This window comes from Escherichia sp. 10290, assembly GCF_030295155.1.
Lineage (GTDB): Bacteria > Pseudomonadota > Gammaproteobacteria > Enterobacterales > Enterobacteriaceae > Escherichia > Escherichia coli_F.
Genome location: NZ_AP025741.1, coordinates 2,368,049 through 2,389,763 on the forward strand (window position 1 = coordinate 2,368,049; position 21,715 = coordinate 2,389,763).

At 49.7% G+C, this 21,715-nt stretch carries 25 protein-coding genes; 13 read left to right on the forward strand and 12 right to left on the reverse strand.

Annotated features, from left to right (window positions below; translation table 11 throughout):
* Positions 1 to 11: 11 nt before the first annotated feature.
* The 3 genes from yeaY to yoaA are packed head-to-tail and all read right to left on the reverse strand — an operon-like array spanning position 12 to position 3,295.
* Complete coding sequence (gene yeaY / locus QUE74_RS11985) at positions 12 to 593, reverse strand: Slp family lipoprotein YeaY (RefSeq protein ID WP_000290576.1); 582 nt, start codon at positions 591 to 593, stop codon at positions 12 to 14.
* A 38-nt stretch (positions 594 to 631) separates the two neighbouring features.
* A complete protein-coding gene (tsaB, locus tag QUE74_RS11990; RefSeq protein ID WP_001220971.1) occupies positions 632 to 1,327 on the reverse strand; it encodes a tRNA (adenosine(37)-N6)-threonylcarbamoyltransferase complex dimerization subunit type 1 TsaB in 696 nt (231 codons plus the stop codon).
* A 57-nt stretch (positions 1,328 to 1,384) separates the two neighbouring features.
* Positions 1,385 to 3,295 (reverse strand): DNA repair helicase YoaA, encoded by a 1,911-nt coding sequence (gene yoaA / locus QUE74_RS11995; RefSeq protein WP_000128867.1) that lies wholly within the window; start codon positions 3,293 to 3,295, stop codon positions 1,385 to 1,387.
* Between the two features lie 131 nt (positions 3,296 to 3,426).
* Here yoaA and QUE74_RS12000 point away from each other — a divergent pair, with 131 nt between their 5' ends.
* Both QUE74_RS12000 and QUE74_RS12005 read left to right on the forward strand, forming a co-directional pair.
* On the forward strand, positions 3,427 to 3,771 hold the full coding sequence (locus tag QUE74_RS12000; protein WP_001354727.1) for a RidA family protein: 345 nt from the start codon (positions 3,427 to 3,429) through the stop codon (positions 3,769 to 3,771).
* 421 nt (positions 3,772 to 4,192) lie between these two features.
* Positions 4,193 to 4,492 carry a DUF1889 family protein gene (locus QUE74_RS12005; protein ID WP_001111989.1) on the forward strand — a complete coding sequence of 100 codons (300 nt, stop codon included), beginning with the start codon at positions 4,193 to 4,195 and terminating at the stop codon, positions 4,490 to 4,492.
* A gap of 119 nt (positions 4,493 to 4,611) precedes the next feature.
* On the opposite strand, the gene QUE74_RS12010 is transcribed toward QUE74_RS12005, so the two are convergent.
* Positions 4,612 to 4,791, reverse strand: a complete 180-nt coding sequence (locus QUE74_RS12010; protein ID WP_000457334.1) for a YoaH family protein — start codon at positions 4,789 to 4,791, stop codon at positions 4,612 to 4,614.
* Positions 4,792 to 4,864: 73 nt separating this feature from the next.
* Between QUE74_RS12010 and pabB the strand changes: the two genes are divergently transcribed.
* The 4 genes from pabB (at position 4,865) to pdeD (ending at position 10,085) form a co-directional block, all read left to right on the forward strand.
* The gene (gene pabB, locus QUE74_RS12015) at positions 4,865 to 6,226 is read left to right on the forward strand and encodes an aminodeoxychorismate synthase component 1 (protein ID WP_000854999.1); all 1,362 of its coding nucleotides are present in this window, start codon (positions 4,865 to 4,867) and stop codon (positions 6,224 to 6,226) included.
* A gap of 3 nt (positions 6,227 to 6,229) precedes the next feature.
* Entirely contained in the window at positions 6,230 to 6,808 is a 579-nt protein-coding gene (locus tag QUE74_RS12020) for a CoA pyrophosphatase (protein WP_000456725.1), read from the forward strand.
* A 183-nt stretch (positions 6,809 to 6,991) separates the two neighbouring features.
* Complete coding sequence (sdaA, locus tag QUE74_RS12025) at positions 6,992 to 8,356, forward strand: L-serine ammonia-lyase (RefSeq protein ID WP_000624298.1); 1,365 nt, start codon at positions 6,992 to 6,994, stop codon at positions 8,354 to 8,356.
* 130 nt (positions 8,357 to 8,486) lie between these two features.
* On the forward strand, positions 8,487 to 10,085 hold the full coding sequence (gene pdeD, locus QUE74_RS12030; RefSeq protein WP_001354728.1) for a cyclic di-3',5'-guanosine monophosphate phosphodiesterase PdeD: 1,599 nt from the start codon (positions 8,487 to 8,489) through the stop codon (positions 10,083 to 10,085).
* 3 nt (positions 10,086 to 10,088) lie between these two features.
* Here pdeD and yoaE read toward each other — a convergent pair whose 3' ends face one another.
* Both yoaE and QUE74_RS12040 read right to left on the reverse strand, forming a co-directional pair.
* Positions 10,089 to 11,645 carry a CNNM family cation transport protein YoaE gene (yoaE, locus tag QUE74_RS12035; protein WP_000394976.1) on the reverse strand — a complete coding sequence of 519 codons (1,557 nt, stop codon included), beginning with the start codon at positions 11,643 to 11,645 and terminating at the stop codon, positions 10,089 to 10,091.
* Positions 11,633 to 11,791, reverse strand: coding sequence for a protein YoaL (locus QUE74_RS12040; protein ID WP_269218577.1), 159 nt, complete (start codon positions 11,789 to 11,791; stop codon positions 11,633 to 11,635). Before QUE74_RS12040 ends, yoaE begins: the two co-directional genes overlap by 13 nt.
* Before the next feature lie 316 nt (positions 11,792 to 12,107).
* Here QUE74_RS12040 and manX point away from each other — a divergent pair, with 316 nt between their 5' ends.
* The 5 genes from manX (at position 12,108) to mntP (ending at position 16,314) form a co-directional block, all read left to right on the forward strand.
* Positions 12,108 to 13,079, forward strand: coding sequence for a PTS mannose transporter subunit IIAB (manX, locus tag QUE74_RS12045; protein WP_000150546.1), 972 nt, complete (start codon positions 12,108 to 12,110; stop codon positions 13,077 to 13,079).
* Between the two features lie 62 nt (positions 13,080 to 13,141).
* Entirely contained in the window at positions 13,142 to 13,942 is an 801-nt protein-coding gene (manY, locus tag QUE74_RS12050) for a PTS mannose transporter subunit IIC (RefSeq protein WP_000406926.1), read from the forward strand.
* A 12-nt stretch (positions 13,943 to 13,954) separates the two neighbouring features.
* Entirely contained in the window at positions 13,955 to 14,806 is an 852-nt protein-coding gene (gene manZ / locus QUE74_RS12055; RefSeq protein ID WP_000228655.1) for a PTS mannose transporter subunit IID, read from the forward strand.
* Between the two features lie 54 nt (positions 14,807 to 14,860).
* Positions 14,861 to 15,319 (forward strand): DUF986 family protein, encoded by a 459-nt coding sequence (locus QUE74_RS12060; RefSeq protein WP_000156290.1) that lies wholly within the window; start codon positions 14,861 to 14,863, stop codon positions 15,317 to 15,319.
* A 428-nt stretch (positions 15,320 to 15,747) separates the two neighbouring features.
* The gene (mntP, locus tag QUE74_RS12065; RefSeq protein WP_001353153.1) at positions 15,748 to 16,314 is read left to right on the forward strand and encodes a manganese efflux pump MntP; all 567 of its coding nucleotides are present in this window, start codon (positions 15,748 to 15,750) and stop codon (positions 16,312 to 16,314) included.
* On the opposite strand, the gene rlmA is transcribed toward mntP, so the two are convergent.
* From rlmA to mgrB, 5 genes are all read right to left on the reverse strand, one after another.
* Positions 16,311 to 17,120: a 23S rRNA (guanine(745)-N(1))-methyltransferase gene (gene rlmA / locus QUE74_RS12070; RefSeq protein WP_000010110.1), complete on the reverse strand. Its 810-nt coding sequence runs from the start codon at positions 17,118 to 17,120 to the stop codon at positions 16,311 to 16,313. The two genes, mntP and rlmA, sit on opposite strands and share 4 nt — an antisense overlap.
* Positions 17,121 to 17,285: 165 nt before the next feature.
* On the reverse strand, positions 17,286 to 17,495 hold the full coding sequence (gene cspE / locus QUE74_RS12075) for a transcription antiterminator/RNA stability regulator CspE (protein ID WP_001062678.1): 210 nt from the start codon (positions 17,493 to 17,495) through the stop codon (positions 17,286 to 17,288).
* Positions 17,496 to 17,507: 12 nt separating this feature from the next.
* Positions 17,508 to 17,651, reverse strand: a complete 144-nt coding sequence (locus QUE74_RS12080; protein ID WP_001295496.1) for a DUF2627 domain-containing protein — start codon at positions 17,649 to 17,651, stop codon at positions 17,508 to 17,510.
* Between the two features lie 669 nt (positions 17,652 to 18,320).
* Positions 18,321 to 18,608 (reverse strand): YebO family protein, encoded by a 288-nt coding sequence (locus QUE74_RS12085; protein ID WP_001006867.1) that lies wholly within the window; start codon positions 18,606 to 18,608, stop codon positions 18,321 to 18,323.
* A gap of 74 nt (positions 18,609 to 18,682) precedes the next feature.
* A complete protein-coding gene (gene mgrB / locus QUE74_RS12090; RefSeq protein ID WP_000714550.1) occupies positions 18,683 to 18,826 on the reverse strand; it encodes a PhoP/PhoQ regulatory lipoprotein MgrB in 144 nt (47 codons plus the stop codon).
* Positions 18,827 to 18,984: 158 nt separating this feature from the next.
* Here mgrB and QUE74_RS12095 point away from each other — a divergent pair, with 158 nt between their 5' ends.
* Positions 18,985 to 19,224, forward strand: a complete 240-nt coding sequence (locus QUE74_RS12095; protein ID WP_001211002.1) for a YobH family protein — start codon at positions 18,985 to 18,987, stop codon at positions 19,222 to 19,224.
* Between the two features lie 143 nt (positions 19,225 to 19,367).
* On the opposite strand, the gene kdgR is transcribed toward QUE74_RS12095, so the two are convergent.
* The gene (kdgR, locus tag QUE74_RS12100; RefSeq protein ID WP_001262182.1) at positions 19,368 to 20,159 is read right to left on the reverse strand and encodes a DNA-binding transcriptional regulator KdgR; all 792 of its coding nucleotides are present in this window, start codon (positions 20,157 to 20,159) and stop codon (positions 19,368 to 19,370) included.
* A gap of 176 nt (positions 20,160 to 20,335) precedes the next feature.
* Here kdgR and QUE74_RS12105 point away from each other — a divergent pair, with 176 nt between their 5' ends.
* Positions 20,336 to 21,709: an MFS transporter gene (locus QUE74_RS12105; protein WP_001354729.1), complete on the forward strand. Its 1,374-nt coding sequence runs from the start codon at positions 20,336 to 20,338 to the stop codon at positions 21,707 to 21,709.
* The last annotated feature ends 6 nt before the right edge of the window (positions 21,710 to 21,715 follow it).

Here is a 21,715-nt window from a genome sequence, read left to right on the forward strand (position 1 = left end):
AAAACAAGCAATTATTCAGTTACAACAGTTTGTACTCTCGCGGGGCCGGGATTATACCAGCCCCATCCACCGTAGCCATAGGGCCAGCCACGACCGCCATAAAACCATGGATCAATCGGCTGAGGCGGCATAATCACCTGCTGGGTTAAATGCCAACGTTTGTAACCCGTTACCTGCATCACCATAAATTTATAGGGCGTGTTGCCGATTTTGCCGTCAACCGCACCGGTGATTGGTCCAACTACCGTGACCAATTGTCCACGAAAATCTACCGGATCCAGAAAACCGTTCACATCGGCATAAATGCGACCGCGAGAAGGTTCTCCCAAAGTTGGTCTGGCTCCGCTGTCGAGCGGTACGGTAGCAATTTCCAGGCGGGTTTTCCCTTGCTGGTTTTGTACCGCAACCACTTTGCCGCCAAAGCGTGCCTCCTGACCAACGTACAGCTGCGGCGCACTCATCACCCGAACTAAATCTTGTTGCGGCGTGGGACTGCTGCCTTTAATGGCATCCGGCACAGTAACACAACCGCTCAGCATTAGCGCAAACGTACCTGCCAGTATGCCTTTGATAACATTCTTTTGAACCGCCATGATGCGACTCCTTTTTTCTCAGGGCATACTCTTAAGATTCATTCTTTGCCCGGAAGTTTCTTCCATGCGACGTTGTTACGTAAATAAACCGGTTCGGCATGTTCCACCGCCACCGTTTTACCCTCGGCAAACATCTGACAAGCAATCGGCAGCATATCTTCTGCAGCGGGCAGTAACACTTCGCCATCGCGCAGGGCCAAACCGTTCTCTTTACCGAGATCCGGCCAGGCTTGCCAGCCCGTCCCTACCGTCACCCATTCGCCGGAAAGCTGTTGCATCCGTTCATGAACGAGTTCAGGTTTGAGTACGGCTTCGGTTTCTTCACCGTGCCAGATACCATTTTCATCACGCTGATATTCGGCCCAGTAAACTTCGCCCATTCGCGCGTCAATGGCTGCCAGCACGCGGGTTGCGCCGTTTTTGCGCCACGCCCCTTGCGCCATCGTCATTAGCGTGGAGACGCCAATCATCGGTAATTCCGCGCCAAGCGCCAGCCCTTGCGCAATGCCAATACCAATGCGCACGCCGGTAAAGCTACCGGGGCCGCGCCCGTAAGCCAGAGCATTTATGTCCGTCAGGGAAGTTCCGCTGGTGGTCAGGATATCCTGCACCATCGGTAAGATTCGTTGAGTATGTTCACGAGGGCAAAGCTCAAAATGAGCGTTGACAGTACCGTCGTTCCACAGGGCGACAGAGCAGGCCTCTGTCGCGGTATCGATAGCCAGAATTCGCATGGGTCTTCGTGCTTAGATCAATAAAAAGGCGCGCATCATACCATACTCCATCACAAATTACCTGGAGGATGGTATCGCAAGGAAACGAACCGCACGGGCAATGTCACGGGTGCGCGGCGCTGGCGGCAGACTGGCGAGAAACGTCGCGCCGTAAGGGCGCATCACCAGCCGATTGTCGCAAATCACCAAAACCCCTCGATCGTCGGCGTCGCGAATCAGTCGCCCTACCCCCTGCTTGAGAGTAATGACCGCATCCGGCAGCTGTACTTCATCGAACGGGTCGCCTCCGCGCAAACGGCAATCTTCCATGCGCGCTTTTAATAGTGGATCATCCGGTGAGGTAAACGGCAACTTGTCGATAATCACCAATGACAATGTATCGCCACGCACATCCACCCCTTCCCAGAAGCTGCTGGTTGCCACAAGCAGCGCGTTACCGGCGCTGACAAATTGCTGCAACAGTTGCCCTTTGCTGGTTTCCCCCTGCAACAAAACGGGAAGCGTCATGGTAGCGCGGAACTGCTCGGCCAGATCGCGCATCATGGCGTGCGAGGTACAAAGCATAAAACAACGACCGTTGTTAGCTTCGATGATCGGTCGCAACATTGCCGCCAGTTGCCGTGCGGAGCCCGGTTGATTGGTTTGCGGCAGGTTGCGCGGCACACAGAGTAACGCCTGGCGGCTGTAATCAAACGGGCTGGGTAACAGCAACGACTCTGCCTGTTCAATGCCAAGCCGCGAGGTAAAATGATGCAGATCGTCATTCACCGACAGCGTTGCTGAGGTAAAGATCCAGCTACCTGGTTTTAGCGCCATTAATTCTTTGAATTTATCCGCCACGCTGAGCGGCGTGAGTGCCAGAGTAAAATGGCGCGAAGTGCATTCGTACCAGTAGCTGTAGCCCGGCTGATTGATCTCTTTTAGCCGTTTCAGCCGCGTACGATACAACGTGGCGCGCTCAAATGCCGCATCCAGCAAGGCGGAACGCCCCAGCGACAGTTTCGCCACGTCATAACAAAGTTCCAGGGTGTCATCGAGCAGTAAAAATGCTCGCTGAATTTGCGGATTAGCTAACAGTTCGCGCAGGTTGCCACGATAACCTGGCTCACCTAATTGAAGGCGAAAATCCTGCGCGCTCTGGGCAAGGCGGTCGGCGCACTTTTGTAACTGCTGGGTGTCTTTTAATTCGGTGCGGTAGGCGATGGTGATGTCTTTTGCCAGGTCGAGCAGTTGTCGACTGGAGAATGACTGACCAAAATACTGGCTGGCAATGTCAGGCAGTTGGTGGGCTTCGTCGAAGATCATCACGTCAGCTTCCGGGATCAGTTCGCCAAATCCACTCTCTTTCACCACCATATCCGCCAGAAACAGATGATGGTTTACCACCACCACATCGGCGTCCATCGCTTTTTTGCGTGCTTTAACCACAAAGCAATCTTTATACATCGGGCAATCGCTGCCAAGACAGTTGTCGTTGGTGCTGGTGACCAACGGCCACGCCTGCGAATCTTCCGCCACGCTGACGCAGGTGCTGATATCGCCATCTACCGTCTGATTGGACCAGGAGCGCAGCAGGATCACATCGCTTAAGATTTGTACCGGCAAATCGCCGCCCGCCAGCGCCTGCTGTTCCAGTCGTTCGAGGCAGAGATAGTTTGAGCGCCCTTTCAGCAACGCCACGTTGCCCGTGTATTTCAACGCCTTTGAGACCGTTGGCAAATCGCGGCTGTAGAGCTGATCCTGCAACGCTTTTGAGCCGGTCGAGATAATGACTTTCTTTTTCGCCCGCAGCGCAGGGGCCAGGTAAGCGTAGGTTTTGCCCGTACCGGTTCCGGCTTCCACCACCAGCGGCTGGCTTTTTTCTATCGCCTGGGTGACGGCTACCGCCATCTGTCGCTGTGGTTCTCGCGGCTTAAAGCCTGGTATTGCTTTCGCCAGCTGACCATCTGGTGCAAAATCGTCCGTCACACTACCCCCTGTTGATTTGAACAGGGATTATGTCAGGATGAGGGCGCTTTCGCCAGTTGAAGTGGTGACGGCGACCTCACATTGTGGCAGTCTTTGCAGCACGAAAATGGAAGTATAATGAGGACAAAATGATGACTATCGTTCGTATCGACGCCGAAGCCCGCTGGTCTGATGTCGTGATCCACAACAACACTCTCTACTATACGGGTGTGCCGGAAAACCTTGACGCCAATGCCTTTGAGCAAACCGCCAACACGCTGGCGCAGATTGACGCCGTGCTGGAAAAACAGGGCAGCAATAAATCGAGCATTCTGGATGCCACCATTTTCCTGGCTGATAAAAACGACTTCGCGGCGATGAATAAAGCGTGGGATGCCTGGGTTGTCGCGGGTCATGCGCCGGTGCGCTGCACGGTACAAGCGGGTTTGATGAACCCGAAGTATAAAGTTGAAATTAAGATTGTGGCTGCGGTGTAAGCTTTATCGAAGCAAAATAAGTCAGACGATAATTTATCGATAATACTGGTCGGTTTTACATAAATCGACCAGAGATTAAGATATTACTGTTGATGCTCCTGCTAATTCATTATTTATTTTTATAATTTCAATTTTAGCTATAAAACTAACTATATAAATAAACATAACAATGCCGTTGTGTTCGCCCTTCGATTAGCATCTCTGGTTTTCTTTCTTAGCTGAACAATCTGGTTATAGCGTGAGAACTGACCGTTAATTTTCTCCCTCTTACTGGATAACACACCATGAGCTGCTACCTTTAAAACACCTGAATGTCAACAGGTTAACTCGTGCCATATCGTTATAATCCCTTTGATATTAGATGCAAATTAAGGTCATATATAGCCTTATCGATAACATGGTTAATTTTAAGGATAAGAATATGCCTGCTGTAATAGATAAAGCCCTGGATTTCATTGGTGCCATGGATGTATCAGCGCCAACACCAAGTTCGATGAATGAAAGCACGGCGAAGGGAATCTTTAAATATTTGAAAGAACTGGGAGTACCCGCGAGTGCCGCTGATATTACGGCGCGAGCTGACCAGGAAGGCTGGAACCCGGGGTTCACGGAAAAAATGGTTGGATGGGCAAAAAAAATGGAGTCTGGTGAACGCATTGTGATTAAAAATCCTGAATACTTTTCAACATATATGCAGGAAGAACTAAAAGCACTGGTCTAAGTTAAATTTACATCAGCATAAATGGGTCAGGACGCTTTTAATCACATATGAAAAGCGTCCTTTTTCTCACAATCAAATAACCATCGGCTTCTATAACGAAAGCGATACGGATTAGTGTGTTACTCGTCTTCATCCTCAAAACGCGCCACGATTCGCTCGCCGGAATGGTTGGCACGCAGCTCTTCTGCCACCAACGCGATTGCCTGGCCGCTGCTCATCCCTTGTGCCATCAGTTCCTGGATCCGCTCGACGGCTTTTTGCTGCTGTTCATGGGTGAGTGAAGGTAAACCTGCAAACATTGTTAACTCCTGCTAAATTGTTGGCGCTAATTATTTCATGCTACCCGGCACATAGCCAGTAGAGTCAGGACTGATGAAGACGTTATCTCCCGCTGTGATTACTTTACCCTGGCGTCAGGACGCCGCTGAATTTTATTTCTCCCGCTTAAGTCACCTGCCGTGGGCGATGCTTTTACACTCCGGCTATGCCGATCATCCATATAGCCGCTTTGATATTGTGGTCGCCGAGCCGATTTGCACTTTAACCACTTTCGGTAAAGAAACCGTTGTTAGTGAAAGCGAAAAATGCACAACGACCACTGATGACCCGCTACAGGTGCTCCAGCAGGTGCTGGATCGCGCAGACATTCGCCCAGCGCATAACGAAGATTTGCCATTTCAGGGCGGCGCGCTGGGGTTGTTTGGCTACGATCTGGGCCGCCGTTTTGAGTCACTGCCAGAAATTGCGCAGCAAGATATCGTTCTGCCGGATATGGCTGTGGGTATCTACGACTGGGCGCTCATTGTCGACCACCAGCGTCAAACAGTTTCTTTGCTGAGTCATAATGATGTCAATGCCCGTCGGGCCTGGCTGGAAAGCCAGCAATTCTCGCCGCAGGAAGATTTCACGCTCACTTCCGACTGGCAATCCAATATGACCCGCGAGCTGTACGGCGAAAAATTTCGCCAGGTACAGGAATATCTGCACAGCGGTGATTGCTATCAGGTGAATCTCGCCCAGCGTTTCCATGCGACCTATTCTGGCGATGAATGGCAGGCATTCCTTCAGCTTAATCAGGCCAACCGCGCGCCATTTAGCGCTTTTTTACGTCTTGAACAGGGCGCGATTTTAAGCCTTTCGCCAGAGCGGTTTATTCTTTGTGATAATAGTGAAATCCAGACCCGCCCGATTAAAGGCACGCTACCACGCCTGCCCGATCCTCAGGAAGATAGCAAACAAGCAGAAAAACTGGCGAACTCAGCGAAAGATCGTGCCGAAAATCTGATGATTGTCGATTTAATGCGTAATGATATCGGTCGTGTTGCCGTAGCAGGTTCGGTAAAAGTACCAGAGCTGTTCGTGGTGGAACCCTTCCCTGCCGTGCATCATCTGGTCAGCACCATAACGGCGCAACTACCAGAACAGTTACACACCAGCGATCTGCTGCGCGCAGCTTTTCCTGGTGGCTCAATAACTGGAGCACCGAAAGTACGGGCTATGGAAATTATCGACGAACTGGAACCGCAGCGACGCAATGCCTGGTGCGGCAGCATTGGCTATTTGAGCTTTTGCGGCAACATGGATACCAGCATTACTATCCGCACGCTGACTGCCATTAACGGACAAATATACTGCTCTGCGGGCGGTGGAATTGTCGCCGATAGCCAGGAAGAAGCGGAATATCAGGAAACTTTTGATAAAGTTAATAAGATATTACGCCAACTGGAGAAGTAAGACGTGGAATACCGTAGCCTGACGCTTGATGATTTTTTATCGCGTTTTCAACTTTTGCGCCCGCAAATTAACCGGGAAACCCTAAATCATCGTCAGGCTGCCGTGTTAATCCCCATCGTCCGTCGACCGCAACCGGGGTTGTTGCTGACTCAGCGTTCGATTCATCTGCGTAAACACGCCGGACAAGTGGCGTTTCCAGGCGGCGCAGTGGATGATACGGACGCGTCAGTTATCGCCGCTGCGCTGCGCGAAGCTGAAGAAGAGGTTGCTATACCACCTTCCGCCGTCGAAGTTATCGGCGTGCTGCCGCCCGTCGATAGCGTCACTGGCTACCAGGTAACGCCAGTGGTCGGCATTATCCCGCCCGATCTGCCGTATCGCGCCAGTGAAGATGAAGTCTCCGCTGTGTTTGAAATGCCGCTCGCCCAGGCATTACATCTGGGTCGTTATCACCCTTTAGATATCTACCGCCGTGGCGATTCACATCGGGTATGGCTGTCCTGGTATGAACAGTATTTTGTATGGGGAATGACCGCAGGCATAATTCGTGAGCTGGCGCTGCAAATTGGTGTGAAACCCTGACTATACTTATCTTTACATCTACAAAACACTACTTGAGACAATCATCGCAATATTAGTTAAATCGCGGTTTTTGATTAGTTTAATTCATGTGAATAGTTAAGCCAGTCGCCGCGTTCCCTCTTACACTATGCGCTGTTATTCGTTCGTTACTGGAAGTCCAGTCACCTTGTCAGGAGTATTATCGTGATTAGTCTATTCGACATGTTTAAGGTGGGGATTGGTCCCTCATCTTCCCATACCGTAGGGCCTATGAAGGCGGGTAAACAGTTCGTCGATGATCTGGTCGAAAAAGGCTTACTGGATAGCGTTACTCGCGTTGCCGTGGACGTTTATGGTTCACTGTCGCTGACGGGTAAAGGCCACCACACCGATATCGCCATTATTATGGGTCTTGCAGGTAACGAACCTGCCACCGTGGATATCGACAGTATTCCCGGTTTTATTCGCGACGTAGAAGAGCGCGAACGTCTGCTGCTGGCACAGGGACGGCATGAAGTGGATTTCCCGCGCGACAACGGGATGCGTTTTCATAACGGCAACCTGCCGCTGCATGAAAACGGTATGCAAATCCACGCCTATAACGGCGATGAAGTCGTCTACAGCAAAACTTATTATTCCATCGGCGGCGGTTTTATCGTCGATGAAGAACACTTTGGTCAGGATGCAGCCAACGAAGTGAGCGTGCCGTATCCGTTCAAATCTGCCACCGAACTGCTCGCGTACTGTAATGAAACCGGCTATTCGCTGTCTGGTCTCGCTATGCAGAACGAACTGGCGCTGCACAGCAAGAAAGAGATCGACGAGTATTTCGCGCATGTCTGGCAAACCATGCAGGCATGTATCGATCGCGGGATGAACACCGAAGGCGTACTGCCAGGCCCGCTGCGCGTGCCGCGTCGTGCGTCGGCCCTGCGCCGGATGCTGGTTTCCAGCGATAAACTGTCTAACGATCCGATGAATGTCATTGACTGGGTAAACATGTTTGCGCTGGCAGTTAACGAAGAAAACGCCGCCGGTGGTCGTGTGGTAACTGCGCCAACCAACGGTGCTTGTGGCATTGTTCCGGCAGTGCTGGCTTATTATGACCACTTTATTGAATCGGTTAGCCCGGACATCTATACCCGTTACTTTATGGCTGCGGGCGCGATTGGTGCACTGTATAAAATGAACGCCTCTATTTCCGGTGCGGAAGTCGGTTGCCAGGGCGAAGTGGGTGTTGCCTGTTCAATGGCTGCTGCGGGCCTTGCCGAGCTGTTGGGCGGTAGCCCGGAACAGGTTTGTGTGGCAGCGGAAATTGGCATGGAGCACAACCTCGGTCTGACCTGTGACCCTGTTGCAGGGCAAGTTCAGGTGCCGTGCATTGAACGTAACGCCATTGCGTCAGTCAAGGCGATTAACGCCGCGCGGATGGCCCTGCGTCGCACCAGTGCGCCGCGCGTCTCGCTGGATAAAGTCATCGAAACGATGTACGAAACCGGTAAAGACATGAACGCCAAGTACCGCGAAACGTCTCGTGGTGGTCTGGCAATTAAAGTCCAGTGTGACTAATACTTTATCCTCGCCCATCTGCAACGGATGGGCGAATTTATCCCTGCTTTCTCGTCTGCTGTAATTTTCCCCACTACACTTCCACTGTTGCGTCAGGCGTTTGTCGCCATACGCTTACAGGGTGGCCCGCATGCAAAAAGCACAACGGATCATTAAAACCTATCGCCGTAATCGAATGATTGTTTGTACGATTTGCGCACTCGTTACGCTCGCTTCGACCCTGAGCGTGCGATTTATTTCACAGCGTAACTTAAATCAACAACGGGTAGTACAATTCGCCAATCACGCTGTAGAGGAATTAGATAAAGTACTGCTTCCCCTACAGGCAGGTAGCGAAGTCTTACTTCCGCTAATTGGTCTGCCCTGCTCTGTCGCCCATTTGCCATTACGTAAACAGGCGGCAAAACTCCAAACTGTGCGATCCATTGGCCTGGTGCAAGACGGCACACTTTATTGCTCCAGCATTTTTGGTTATCGCAATGTGCCCGTCGTGGACATTCTGGCTGAACTTCCTGCACCGCAACCACTTTTACGACTGACGACCGACCATGCCCTGATTAAAGGCAGTCCGGTTTTGATTCAATGGACGCCTGCAGCGGGCAGCAGCAATGCTGGGGTCATGGAGATGATCAACATCGACTTACTGGCGGCAATGCTGCTTGAGCCACAACTGCCGCAAATCAGTAGCGCCAGCCTGACGGTGGACGATCGGCATTTGCTCTATGGTAATGGGCTGGTAGATTCCCTTCCGCAACCTGAAGACAATGAAAACTATCATGTTTCTTCGCAACGCTTTCCTTTTACCATTAACGTTAATGGTCCGGGGGCTACGGCGCTGGCATGGCACTATCTTCCAACACAATTACCGCTGGCGGTGCTGCTAAGTTTACTTGTGAGCTATATCGCCTGGCTGGCGACCGCTTACCGGATGAGTTTTTCCCGTGAAATCAATCTGGGCCTGGCGCAACATGAGTTCGAATTGTTCTGCCAGCCTTTGCTTAATGCGCGCAGCCAGCAATGTATTGGTGTAGAGATTTTGCTGCGCTGGAACAATCCACGTCAGGGCTGGATTTCACCGGATGTGTTTATTCCTATCGCGGAAGAACATCATTTAATTGTGCCACTGACCCGCTATGTGATGGCAGAAACCATCCGTCAGCGGCATGTTTTCCCAATGAGTAGTCAGTTTCATATTGGCATTAACGTCGCACCCAGCCATTTTCGCCGTGGTGTGCTGATAAAAGATCTCAATCAGTACTGGTTTAGCGCTCACCCGATTCAGCAACTAATCCTCGAAATCACCGAACGCGATGCCTTACTGGATGTTGATTATCGGATTGCCCGCGAGCTGCATCGTAAAAACGTCAAACTGGCGATTGATGACTTCGGCACCGGCAACAGTTCATTTTCCTGGCTTGAAACATTACGTCCTGACGTGCTGAAAATTGATAAGTCATTTACCGCAGCTATAGGTTCTGACGCGGTTAACTCGACGGTGACCGATATCATCATCGCACTGGGGCAAAGACTGAATATTGAACTGGTGGCGGAGGGTGTGGAAACACAAGAACAGGCGAAGTATTTGCGCCGTCATGGCGTGCATATTTTGCAAGGGTATTTGTACGCACAGCCGATGCCGCTACGTGATTTTCCCAAATGGCTGGCGGGCAGCCAACCGCCGCCCGCCCGGCATAATGGACATATCACGCCCGTTATGCCGTTACGTTAACGCTTACTCATCTTCATCGTGCGCCGGTTGCTCTTTAACAATGCGAACCAGATCAACACGATAATCATTGGCTTCAATGATGGTGATATGCAGTGGCCCTACATCAATCACATCGCCCACACGGGGAATGTGACCATTTGCCGAGATCACGAGGCCCGCGACCGTCGCGATATCATCGTCATCGGCAAGGTGCTCAACATCAAGCGCCTGCTGCAAGGCATGCAAATCTGTACCGCCTTTTACCAGCCAGCCGTCACCATCGGTAATGATTTCCGGCGTTTCGTCAGCGTCCGGGAATTCACCCGCAATGGCTTCCAGCACATCCAGCGGCGTGACCAGGCCTTGTACCACACCAAACTCGTTGGTCACGATAACGAAGCTCCCGCGAGCACGACGCAGCACGCCCAGTAGGTTGATCGGGTCAAGGGTTTCAGGGACGATAATCGCCGGAGACGCCGAAGCAATCGCCGCCACATCAACACCTTCTTCGAGCGCCACCAGCAGTTCTTTAGCACGTACGATACCGATGATTTCATCCAGTTCACCGCGACATACCGGGAACAGACTGTGCGGTGAGGAGAGCAGCTGCTCACGGATTTCATCCACCCCGAGATTAGCGTCAACCCAACTTATTTCACCGCGCGGCGTCATGATCCCGCGCAGAGAACGCGACGCCAGCGTCAGTACGCCGTTAATCATGTAACGTTCTTCTTCGGCAAACGCACCTTCCGGTACCGGGATAGGCATCGGGTTATCGGCATCGTGCTGAACATTGGCCTGACGTTTCCCCCCCATCAAACGCAGGATGGCATCGGCAGTACGCGCACGCAGCGGCAAAGTCGACTGGTGACGAATAAAGTTGCGACGCGCAATCTGGTTAAACACTTCGATGATGATCGAGAAGCCAATCGCGGCATACAGGTAACCTTTCGGAATGTGGAAACCGAAACCTTCTGCCACCAGACTCAGACCAATCATTAACAGGAAGCTCAGACAGAGCACCACCACCGTTGGATGCTGATTAACAAATCGCGTCAGCGGTTTCGATGCCAGCAACATGACCGCCATCGCAATCACCACCGCCGCCATCATCACCGGTAGATGGTTAACCATCCCTACTGCCGTAATTACCGCATCCAACGAGAAGACGGCGTCAAGGATGACGATCTGTGTGACGACCACCCAGAAACTGGCGTAGCCTTTACCGTGGCCGGAATCATGATCGCGGTTTTCCAGCCGTTCATGCAGTTCGGTTGTTGCTTTGAACAGCAAGAATATCCCCCCGAACAACATAATCAGGTCGCGTCCGGAGAAGGAGAAATCCATGACGGTAAAGAGCGGTTTGGTCAGCGTGACCATCCATGAAATCAGCGACAGCAGCCCCAGACGCATAATCAGCGCCAGTGATAATCCCAGCAAACGCGCTTTATCGCGTTGTTTTGGCGGCAGTTTGTCAGCAAGAATGGCGATGAAGACCAGGTTATCGATACCCAGCACAATTTCGAGAACAACAAGCGTGAGTAGCCCCGCCCAAATTGAGGGGTCCATTAAGAATTCCATGACAAGCTCCTGCTTAAGGAATAGCTATTCGGCGCCAGAAATAATGCAGGCGTAACGACAAAAGGCAAACGAAAGGTGCGGCATAAAGTGCCAGAAAAGCAGGCGTTAAAAGGCCTGATGCTGAAATGACGTCGGTGACGATCCATACTGCGGGCTACTGCCCTATACTCCATGGTTGTTAAACGGGAGTTAAACATATCAGAGACACATCTGATTTGGCAAAGATTTACCTTCCTTTGCAAACGAATGTGACAAGGATATTTTACCTTTCGAAATTTCTGCTAATCGAAAGTTAAATTACGGATCTTCATCACATAAAATAATTTTTTCGATATCTAAAATAAATCGCGAAACGCAGGGGTTTTTGGTTGTAGCCCTTATCTGAATCGATTCGATTGTGGACGACGATTCAAAAATACATCTGGCACGTTGAGGTGTTAACGATAATAAAGGAGGTAGCAAGTGACCATTGCTATTGTTATAGGCACACATGGTTGGGCTGCAGAGCAGTTGCTTAAAACGGCAGAAATGCTGTTAGGCGAGCAGGAAAACGTCGGCTGGATCGATTTCGTTCCAGGTGAAAATGCCGAAACGCTGATTGAAAAGTATAACGCTCAGTTGGCAAAACTCGACACCACTAAAGGCGTGCTGTTTCTCGTTGATACATGGGGAGGCAGCCCGTTCAATGCTGCCAGCCGCATTGTCGTCGACAAAGAGCATTATGAAGTCATTGCAGGCGTTAACATTCCAATGCTCGTGGAAACGTTAATGGCCCGTGATGATGACCCAAGCTTTGATGAACTGGTGGCACTGGCAGTAGAAACAGGCCGTGAAGGCGTGAAAGCACTGAAAGCCAAACCGGTTGAAAAAGCCGCGCCAGCCCCCGCTGCCGCTGCCCCAAAAACGGCTCCAACTCCGGCAAAACCAATGGGACCAAACGACTACATGGTCATCGGTCTTGCGCGTATCGACGACCGTCTGATTCACGGTCAAGTCGCTACCCGCTGGACTAAAGAAACCAATGTCTCCCGTATTATTGTTGTTAGTGATGAAGTGGCTGCGGATACCGTTCGTAAGACACTGCTCACCCAGGTTGCACCTCCGGGCGTAACAGCGCACGTGGTTGATGTCGCCAAAATGATTCGCGTCTACAACAACCCGAAATATGCTGGCGAACGCGTAATGCTGTTATTTACCAACCCTACAGATGTTGAGCGTCTCGTTGAAGGCGGCGTGAAAATCACCTCTGTTAACGTCGGTGGTATGGCATTCCGTCAGGGTAAAACCCAGGTGAATAACGCGGTTTCGGTTGATGAAAAAGATATCGAGGCGTTCAAGAAACTGAATGCGCGCGGTATTGAGCTGGAAGTCCGTAAGGTTTCCACCGATCCGAAACTGAAAATGATGGATCTGATCAGCAAAATCGATAAGTAACGTATTGTGTTGATTATCACTCAGTTTTCACACTTAAGTCTTACGTAAACAGGAGAAGTACAATGGAGATTACCACTCTTCAAATTGTGCTGGTATTTATCGTAGCCTGTATCGCAGGTATGGGATCAATCCTCGATGAATTTCAGTTTCACCGTCCGCTAATCGCGTGTACCCTGGTGGGTATCGTTCTTGGGGATATGAAAACCGGTATTATTATCGGTGGTACGCTGGAAATGATCGCGCTGGGCTGGATGAACATCGGTGCTGCCGTTGCGCCTGACGCCGCTCTGGCTTCTATCATTTCTACCATTCTGGTTATTGCAGGTCATCAGAGCATTGGTGCGGGTATCGCACTGGCAATCCCTCTGGCCGCTGCGGGCCAGGTACTGACCATCATCGTTCGTACTATTACCGTTGCTTTCCAGCACGCTGCGGATAAGGCTGCAGATAACGGCAACCTGACAGCGATTTCCTGGATCCACGTTTCTTCTCTGTTCCTGCAAGCAATGCGTGTGGCTATTCCAGCCGTCATCGTTGCGCTGTCTGTTGGTACCAGCGAAGTACAGAACATGCTGAATGCGATTCCGGAAGTGGTAACCAATGGTCTGAATATCGCCGGTGGCATGATCGTGGTGGTTGGTTATGCGATGGTTATCAACATGATGCGTGCTGGCTACCTGATGCCGTTCTTCTACCTCGGCTTCGTAACCGCAGCATTCACCAACTTTAACCTGGTTGCTCTGGGTGTGATTGGTACTGTTATGGCAGTGCTCTACATCCAACTTAGCCCGAAATACAACCGCGTAGCCGGTGCGCCTGCTCAGGCAGCTGGTAACAACGATCTCGATAACGAACTGGACTAACAGGTGAGCGAAATGGTTGATACAACTCAAACTACCACCGAGAAAAAACTCACTCAAAGTGATATTCGTGGCGTCTTCCTGCGTTCTAACCTCTTCCAGGGTTCATGGAACTTCGAACGTATGCAGGCACTGGGTTTCTGCTTCTCTATGGTACCGGCAATTCGTCGCCTCTACCCTGAGAACAACGAAGCTCGTAAACAAGCTATTCGCCGTCACCTGGAGTTCTTTAACACCCAGCCGTTCGTGGCTGCGCCGATTCTCGGCGTAACCCTGGCGCTGGAAGAACAGCGTGCTAATGGCGCAGAGATCGACGACGGTGCTATCAACGGTATCAAAGTTGGTTTGATGGGCCCGCTGGCTGGTGTGGGCGACCCGATCTTCTGGGGAACGGTACGTCCGGTATTTGCAGCGCTGGGTGCCGGTATCGCGATGAGCGGCAGCCTGTTAGGTCCGCTTCTGTTCTTCATCCTGTTTAACCTGGTGCGTCTGGCAACCCGTTATTACGGCGTAGCGTATGGTTACTCCAAAGGTATCGATATCGTTAAAGATATGGGTGGCGGCTTCCTGCAAAAACTGACGGAAGGGGCGTCTATTCTCGGCCTGTTTGTCATGGGGGCATTGGTTAACAAGTGGACACATGTCAACATCCCGCTGGTTGTCTCTCGCATTACTGACCAGACGGGCAAAGAACACGTTACCACTGTCCAGACTATTCTTGACCAGTTAATGCCGGGCCTGGTACCGCTACTGCTGACCTTTGCTTGTATGTGGCTGCTGCGCAAAAAAGTTAATCCGCTGTGGATCATCGTTGGCTTCTTCGTCATCGGTATCGCGGGTTATGCTTGCGGCCTACTGGGACTGTAAGACTGTTGTACACTACCGGGGCCTTTTGGCCCCGTTTTTTTATCTGGAGGATTAATGACAATCACGGACCTGGTACTGATTCTTTTTATCGCCGCACTCCTGACCTTCGCGATCTACGATCAGTTCATCATGCCCCGCCGCAACGGCCCCACTCTGCTGGCAATTCCTTTGCTCCGGCGTGGTCGCATCGATAGCGTTATCTTCGTCGGATTGATTGTCATTCTTATCTATAACAACGTCACGAATCATGGCGCGCAAATAACGACATGGTTATTAAGTGCACTGGCTCTGATGGGTTTTTATATATTCTGGATCCGCGTTCCGAAGATCATCTTTAAACAAAAAGGTTTTTTCTTCGCCAATGTCTGGATTGAATATAGTCGAATTAAAGCGATGAACTTGTCTGAAGATGGCGTGTTGGTGATGCAATTAGAACAGCGCCGGCTGTTAATCCGCGTTCGAAATATCGACGACCTGGAGAAAATTTATAAACTTCTTGTTTCCACTCAATAAGTTATGAATTTAGCCAAAGCTATGTTTGCTGTATTTTAAATAATCAGACATAGCTTAGGCTATATTATCCCATCCCTTATTTGTTATTTATTTTAACGTTTCATTGATATATAAATCTAAATGAAAATCGTTATCAATTAACTGCTGAAATAATATATCCCAACAGTTGTTTTATATTCTAAAAATATGTTAATGTTGCGCCCTCATTTGGGGAGTAGCCGATTTCCAGATTCCGGAAATGTACGTGTCAACATACTCGTTGCAAAACGTGGCACGTACGGACTGAACACTTTCAGTCAGGCGAGACCATATGCACATCAATCGCTATGCCTGCATGAACGCGAAAATCATCGCGGTTTGTTGTTCATGTATGCATGTTTGCTGGGGGCGATGGTGTGTTTTATGGATACCCCGGTCAGGACGTTGTCATGAATATCACTGCTACTGTTCTTCTTGCGTTTGGTATGTCGATGGATGCATTTGCTGCATCAATCGGTAAAGGTGCCACCCTCCATAAACCGAAATTTTCTGAAGCGTTGCGAACCGGCCTTATTTTTGGTGCCGTCGAAACCCTGACACCGCTGATCGGCTGGGGAATGGGCATGTTAGCCAGCCGGTTTGTCCTTGAATGGAACCACTGGATTGCGTTTGTGCTGCTGATATTCCTCGGCGGGCGAATGATTATTGAGGGTTTTCGTGGCGCAGATGATGAAGATGAAGAACCGCGCCGTCGACACGGTTTCTGGCTACTGGTAACCACCGCGATTGCCACCAGCCTGGATGCGATGGCTGTGGGGGTTGGTCTGGCCTTCCTGCAGGTCAACATTATCGCGACCGCATTGGCCATTGGTTGTGCAACCTTGATTATGTCGACATTAGGGATGATGGTTGGCCGCTTTATCGGCTCAATTATTGGGAAAAAAGCAGAAATTCTCGGCGGGTTGGTGCTGATCGGCATCGGCGTCCAGATCCTCTGGACGCACTACCACGGTTAATAAGAGCGCTGCCAGAGGTGAATATTAAAGTCCGTCTGGCAGTCAAACACTTCTTTTGCTGCCAGCGTTTGCCAGACTTCTGGCTTCGCACGCCAGGCAAACGGCGTCATCTGCAATAACGCGACGGCCTCATCACCGCGAAGACGCATCAGATAACACAATTCATCACTCTGCTGTAATGTAAAACCTTCCAGCTGTTCTGCATGAGGTGCATGAAGATGTACTTCATTGTAAATCAGCCCCTTCAGCTCCATCAAATGTCGCGGTCCCGGCGTAGCTGTAATGATCCAACCGCCGGGCTTCACTACGCGCGCTAATTCTTCTGCTTTACACGGCGCATAGATGCGAATAATGGCGTTCATGCTGGCATCGGCAAACGGCAAACGGTGACTGGAAGCGACACAAAAAGTGACCTGCGGATAGCGTTTTGCCGCAGCTTTGATCGCCACCTTCGAGACATCCAGACCAAACGTGGTGATTTCGGGCAACGCATCGGCAAATGCGTGTGTGTAATACCCTTCACCACAGCCGATATCCAGCACCGCCGTGGCCGTTTCATCAAGCTGTTCCCGCAGTTGGGCAACAATTGCATCACGCAGCGGCTGATAATGTCCGGCATCTAAGAATGCGCGTCGTGCTTGCATCATTTCCGCGCTGTCGCCCGGATCACGAGACCGTTTATGCTGAACGGGCAGCAGATTGACATACCCTTCTTTCGCCATATCAAACTGATGTCGCTGGGGACAGATATAGCTGTTTTTTTCACGCGAAAGAGGCTGATGGCAAAGTGGACAGGAAAACGACATGACAACTCCGGCAGGATACTAAAGGCCGCAAGTGTAACGCGAATCACGCGGCGGGCAAATATCCGAATGCCAGGAGCGAAGATAAAGCAAAGTAAAAAGCCTCGCATTCGACGAGGCTTTATAGCGAGATTGAAGCGTATTCACACTTCAGATCAGTGGATTCGATCAGATAGCTGTTACGTTAACAGCTGCCGGACCTTTCTGGCCGTCCTGAATTTCGAACTCAACGTTCTGACCTTCAGCCAGAGTTTTGAAGCCATTACCCTGGATAGCGGAGAAGTGTACGAACACGTCTTTGCTGCCATCAGCCGGAGTAATGAAGCCAAAACCTTTAGACTCGTTGAACCACTTAACCTGACCTTTAATCTTTGCCATTTGAAAAATTCCTTAGATTGTTTTCTTCGCCCGCAGGCATAACATAGATAAAACTGACACATTACTGCATGAGGCACCAATATAAGGCTCGGCAGAGAAGCGGTATTCAACGTCAACGTGTTTACTCAGGACTTCTTTACTGAAAATGCCACACATAAACAGAACTGTACCTCGTTTAACCCGAAATCTGTTATCACATACAACGTTAATTATGGCAAGCCATTTTTAAACATGTCTCGATCAGACGCACAAATCTCGATACGTCTTCCACTTTTTTTGCACACTTATGCAACGGAATACGCGCCGATATATCATTGTGCTTAACCTTGCCAGTTCAGGCAGATACTTAAACTGACGTATTTTCTAACATAGTTCAATAAGTTCAGTTGTTCCAGGCCAATGGGAGAAGTTATTACATAGTGCGTGCAATATCACATTTTCTGCTATGCAATGAATAAAAAGTTATATCACTTTTTCTCATAAAACAGTCAGTTAACGGCTATCAATCACCCCAAAGAGAAGTCAATCGCCAAAGGTATTGTAAATTTAAAATAAGAAAAATTGATGAATGCGCAAAAAAATCAAGAGAGAAACGTTTCGCTAATAAATAATAACACGCTTAATCACAAATCCGATGTAAACATCCTAATAAATTAATGGGCTAAATATCTTTTTCTGATATCCCGTTACGCAAATAAATAATATGATAATTATTTGAAGTCAGACCAGAGTTTTAATTTGAAGCAGTTGCACCATGACAGTGCGTATAATCAGGATGAATTGAGTAACCCTTCAACGACGGGGTTACTCAAGATTGAGGAAGGATTACCGTTCGGCGACCAGACGAATAATATCTTCGTCTTCAACCGATTTTTGACTCTCAACGGTCTTTTTATCTTCTTTCTCAGGTTCGTTTGCTTCGCACAAACGACGTAACAGTGCATTTTGACGTTTTTGCTGATCCAGCAACGCCTCAAGCAGTTCAATCTGTTCGTTAGTTCGTGAACTGGCACGATTGATAAAAAACCACAAGATGAGCCCGATAAGAAGAACCACCACCGATACAACCAAAGACGCAATGTTCATCACGCCTGAATTTACAACTTCGTTCATTTCACCACCTCTGAGTAGAGGCGCTATTCTACCACTGCTGGAGAGGAAGAAAATCTAGTGCTGAAAAAATGATATCACCACGGGATAAACTGGTTAATGGCACAAATTCCGCTGAAAAATTGTACATCCTGATCGCACATCATGTTGAATACCTGCGCCCAAAGCAGCAAGCAAGCCAACACCACGACAACCAGAACGACCCATCGAAACTTTTTCACTCCAATCTCCGTTTCACCTACCTTATGTCATTAAACTAGCATGTGTTAGTTAAACAGCGCCTAACTATGTCGATATTCGTGCTTTTTCAGAATGAGTCGCTTGCTTCAGCGCATATTGCCGCTACGATTAAGCGAACATAAAAAGAGAAGAGGTTGTAATGCGATTCATCATTCGCACAGCTATGCTGATAGCACTGGTATGGATAGGATTATTACTCAGCGGATATGGCGTTTTGATTGGAAGCAAAGAGAATGCCGCGGGATTAGGTTTGCAATGTACCTATCTGACCGCCAGAGGCACCAGCACGGTACAATACCTGCACACTAAAAGTGGTTTTCTGGGGATAACAGATTGCCCGTTGTTACGTAAAAGCAATATTGTGGTCGATAATGGTTAAGGGTAATAAATAACCAGATTCTCACTCATAAGTAAAATATTCTTATCGCAAGTGCGTTTAATATAACGCCACCTTCAACTTTATTTTTCTCATGCTAAATAAAGAACCTGTCTGTTTGATATTCAGACAGGTTCTTACTCTCATCAGAACGGATAGTCGTGATAACCCATTTGTGCAGAAATTTTGCGCGCCGCGGTATGCAACATTGCGACATATTCCTGTAAACGCTCTTCAGAGAAACGCAACGTCGGGAAGGAGATGCTCAGACCGGCAATGACCACGCCAAAGCGATCAAATACCGGAACCGCAATGCAACGCAGTCCTTCTTCCTGCTCTTCGTTATCTTCGCCATACCCCTGCTCGCGCACCTGGTCCAGAACGGGTAATAACGCTTCTGTACTGGTGATGGTCCGTTCGGTACTGCGTTTATACTCCACGCCCTCAAGAATTTGCTTCACTTCATCGCGATCGCGCCATGCCAGCAGTACCTTACCAATCGCGGTGCTGTACAGCGGATTACGACGCCCAATCCGTGAATACATGCGCAAATTGTACATAGAGTCAATTTTGTGGATGTAAACAATACTGTCTTCGTCCAGAGCACCGAGGTGGATCGTTTCTTTGGTCAGGCGGGAGATCTCACGCATCTGGATATCTGCACTACGAATTAAATCGACGTTTTGTAACGCACGAGCGCCCAGTTCAAACAATTTCAGGGTCAGCGAATATTTCTCCGACTCCCCTTCCTGCGCCACATAACCCAAGGTTTTCATGGTCTGTAAAAAGCGATAAACGGTGCTTTTTGACATCATGACGCGCTGCGACAGCTCGGTTATCCCTATTTCGCGCTCTTCACCCAGCGCCTGCAAAATGCCAAAAACTTTCAGCACGGAAGATACAGAATCAGGCTGTTTATCCAGATCTGCGTTAGCCATTTATCACCTCATTGCGAGTGTTTTATAAAAATCAGAACTGTTTTTTATTATAATTTCGCACCTGGGTGGTCGCAATCCATCTTTTGCCGGTTAGTTACAATTCTGCGACATCCACCGTGAATATCAGTGCTAGAATCTTACCCCTGTTGATTATTCACCAAAGATATAAAATTCCTATGCCAAAAGTTCAGGCCGACGGCCTGCCGTTGCCCCAGCGATACGGTGCGATATTAACCATTGTGATTGGTATTTCGATGGCTGTGCTTGACGGCGCAATCGCCAACGTCGCCTTGCCAACAATCGCCACAGACCTTCATGCCACACCGGCCAGTTCCATCTGGGTAGTGAACGCCTATCAAATCGCCATTGTCATCTCCCTGCTCTCGTTTTCGTTTCTGGGCGATATGTTTGGCTATCGACGTATTTATAAATGCGGTCTGGTCGTTTTTCTGTTGTCTTCACTGTTCTGTGCCCTTTCTGATTCGCTACAAATGCTCACCCTTGCGCGTGTCATACAAGGTTTCGGCGGTGCAGCGTTGATGAGCGTTAATACCGCACTTATCCGCCTGATCTATCCACAACGTTTTCTGGGTAGAGGGATGGGCATAAACTCGTTTATTGTTGCCGTCTCTTCTGCTGCCGGGCCGACAATTGCTGCAGCAATCCTCTCCATCGCATCCTGGAAATGGTTATTTTTAATCAACGTACCGTTGGGTATTATCGCCCTGCTTCTGGCCATGCGTTTTCTGCCACCCAATGGCTCTCGTGCCAGTAAACCCCGTTTCGACCTGCCCAGCGCCGTGATGAACGCGTTAACCTTCGGCCTGCTTATTACTGCATTGAGTGGTTTCGCTCAGGGGCAATCGCTGACGTTAATTGGCGCGGAACTGGTGGTAATGGTTGTCGTTGGTATTTTCTTTATTCGCCGCCAGCTTTCTCTTCCCGTACCGCTGCTACCGGTGGATTTACTGCGTATCCCGCTGTTTTCACTTTCTATTTGCACATCTGTTTGCTCTTTCTGCGCACAAATGCTGGCAATGGTTTCCCTGCCCTTTTACCTGCAAACCGTGCTCGGGCGTAGTGAAGTCGAAACAGGTTTACTTCTGACACCGTGGCCGTTAGCAACAATGGTGATGGCTCCGCTGGCAGGCTATTTGATTGAACGCGTACATGCAGGATTGCTGGGTGCTTTAGGGTTGTTCATCATGGCTGCGGGGCTTTTTTCCCTGGTTCTGCTGCCCGCGTCACCTGCGGATATCAATATTATCTGGCCGATGATCTTATGTGGCGCTGGATTTGGCTTATTCCAGTCACCCAATAACCACACCATTATTACCTCCGCTCCGCGCGAACGTAGCGGTGGGGCCAGTGGCATGTTAGGGACGGCTCGTCTATTGGGTCAGAGTAGTGGCGCGGCGCTGGTGGCGCTGATGCTAAATCAGTTTGGTGATAATGGTACACACGTCTCGCTGATGGCTGCGGCTATTCTGGCAGTGATTGCTGCCTGTGTCAGTGGCTTACGTATTACCCAGCCACGATCCAGGGCATAAAAAAAG

Bases quoted from the DNA above. Each gene is read 5' to 3' on its own strand.
- manZ (WP_000228655.1), top strand. From the start codon at position 13,955: ATGGTTGATACAACTCAAACTACCACCGAGAAAAAACTCACTCAAAGT.
- mntP (WP_001353153.1), top strand. From the start codon at position 15,748: ATGAATATCACTGCTACTGTTCTTCTTGCGTTTGGTATGTCGATGGAT.
- QUE74_RS12085 (WP_001006867.1), bottom strand. From the start codon at position 18,608: ATGAACGAAGTTGTAAATTCAGGCGTGATGAACATTGCGTCTTTGGTT.
- yoaE (WP_000394976.1), bottom strand. From the start codon at position 11,645: ATGGAATTCTTAATGGACCCCTCAATTTGGGCGGGGCTACTCACGCTT.
- pabB (WP_000854999.1), top strand. From the start codon at position 4,865: ATGAAGACGTTATCTCCCGCTGTGATTACTTTACCCTGGCGTCAGGAC.
- QUE74_RS12000 (WP_001354727.1), top strand. From the start codon at position 3,427: ATGACTATCGTTCGTATCGACGCCGAAGCCCGCTGGTCTGATGTCGTG.
- QUE74_RS12040 (WP_269218577.1), bottom strand. From the start codon at position 11,791: ATGGATCGTCACCGACGTCATTTCAGCATCAGGCCTTTTAACGCCTGC.
- cspE (WP_001062678.1), bottom strand. From the start codon at position 17,495: ATGGCAAAGATTAAAGGTCAGGTTAAGTGGTTCAACGAGTCTAAAGGT.
- yeaY (WP_000290576.1), bottom strand. From the start codon at position 593: ATGGCGGTTCAAAAGAATGTTATCAAAGGCATACTGGCAGGTACGTTT.
- QUE74_RS12080 (WP_001295496.1), bottom strand. From the start codon at position 17,651: ATGTGTGGCATTTTCAGTAAAGAAGTCCTGAGTAAACACGTTGACGTT.
- tsaB (WP_001220971.1), bottom strand. From the start codon at position 1,327: ATGCGAATTCTGGCTATCGATACCGCGACAGAGGCCTGCTCTGTCGCC.
- kdgR (WP_001262182.1), bottom strand. From the start codon at position 20,159: ATGGCTAACGCAGATCTGGATAAACAGCCTGATTCTGTATCTTCCGTG.
- QUE74_RS12095 (WP_001211002.1), top strand. From the start codon at position 18,985: ATGCGATTCATCATTCGCACAGCTATGCTGATAGCACTGGTATGGATA.
- QUE74_RS12010 (WP_000457334.1), bottom strand. From the start codon at position 4,791: ATGTTTGCAGGTTTACCTTCACTCACCCATGAACAGCAGCAAAAAGCC.
- pdeD (WP_001354728.1), top strand. From the start codon at position 8,487: ATGCAAAAAGCACAACGGATCATTAAAACCTATCGCCGTAATCGAATG.
- manY (WP_000406926.1), top strand. From the start codon at position 13,142: ATGGAGATTACCACTCTTCAAATTGTGCTGGTATTTATCGTAGCCTGT.
- QUE74_RS12105 (WP_001354729.1), top strand. From the start codon at position 20,336: ATGCCAAAAGTTCAGGCCGACGGCCTGCCGTTGCCCCAGCGATACGGT.
- QUE74_RS12005 (WP_001111989.1), top strand. From the start codon at position 4,193: ATGCCTGCTGTAATAGATAAAGCCCTGGATTTCATTGGTGCCATGGAT.
- QUE74_RS12060 (WP_000156290.1), top strand. From the start codon at position 14,861: ATGACAATCACGGACCTGGTACTGATTCTTTTTATCGCCGCACTCCTG.
- rlmA (WP_000010110.1), bottom strand. From the start codon at position 17,120: ATGTCGTTTTCCTGTCCACTTTGCCATCAGCCTCTTTCGCGTGAAAAA.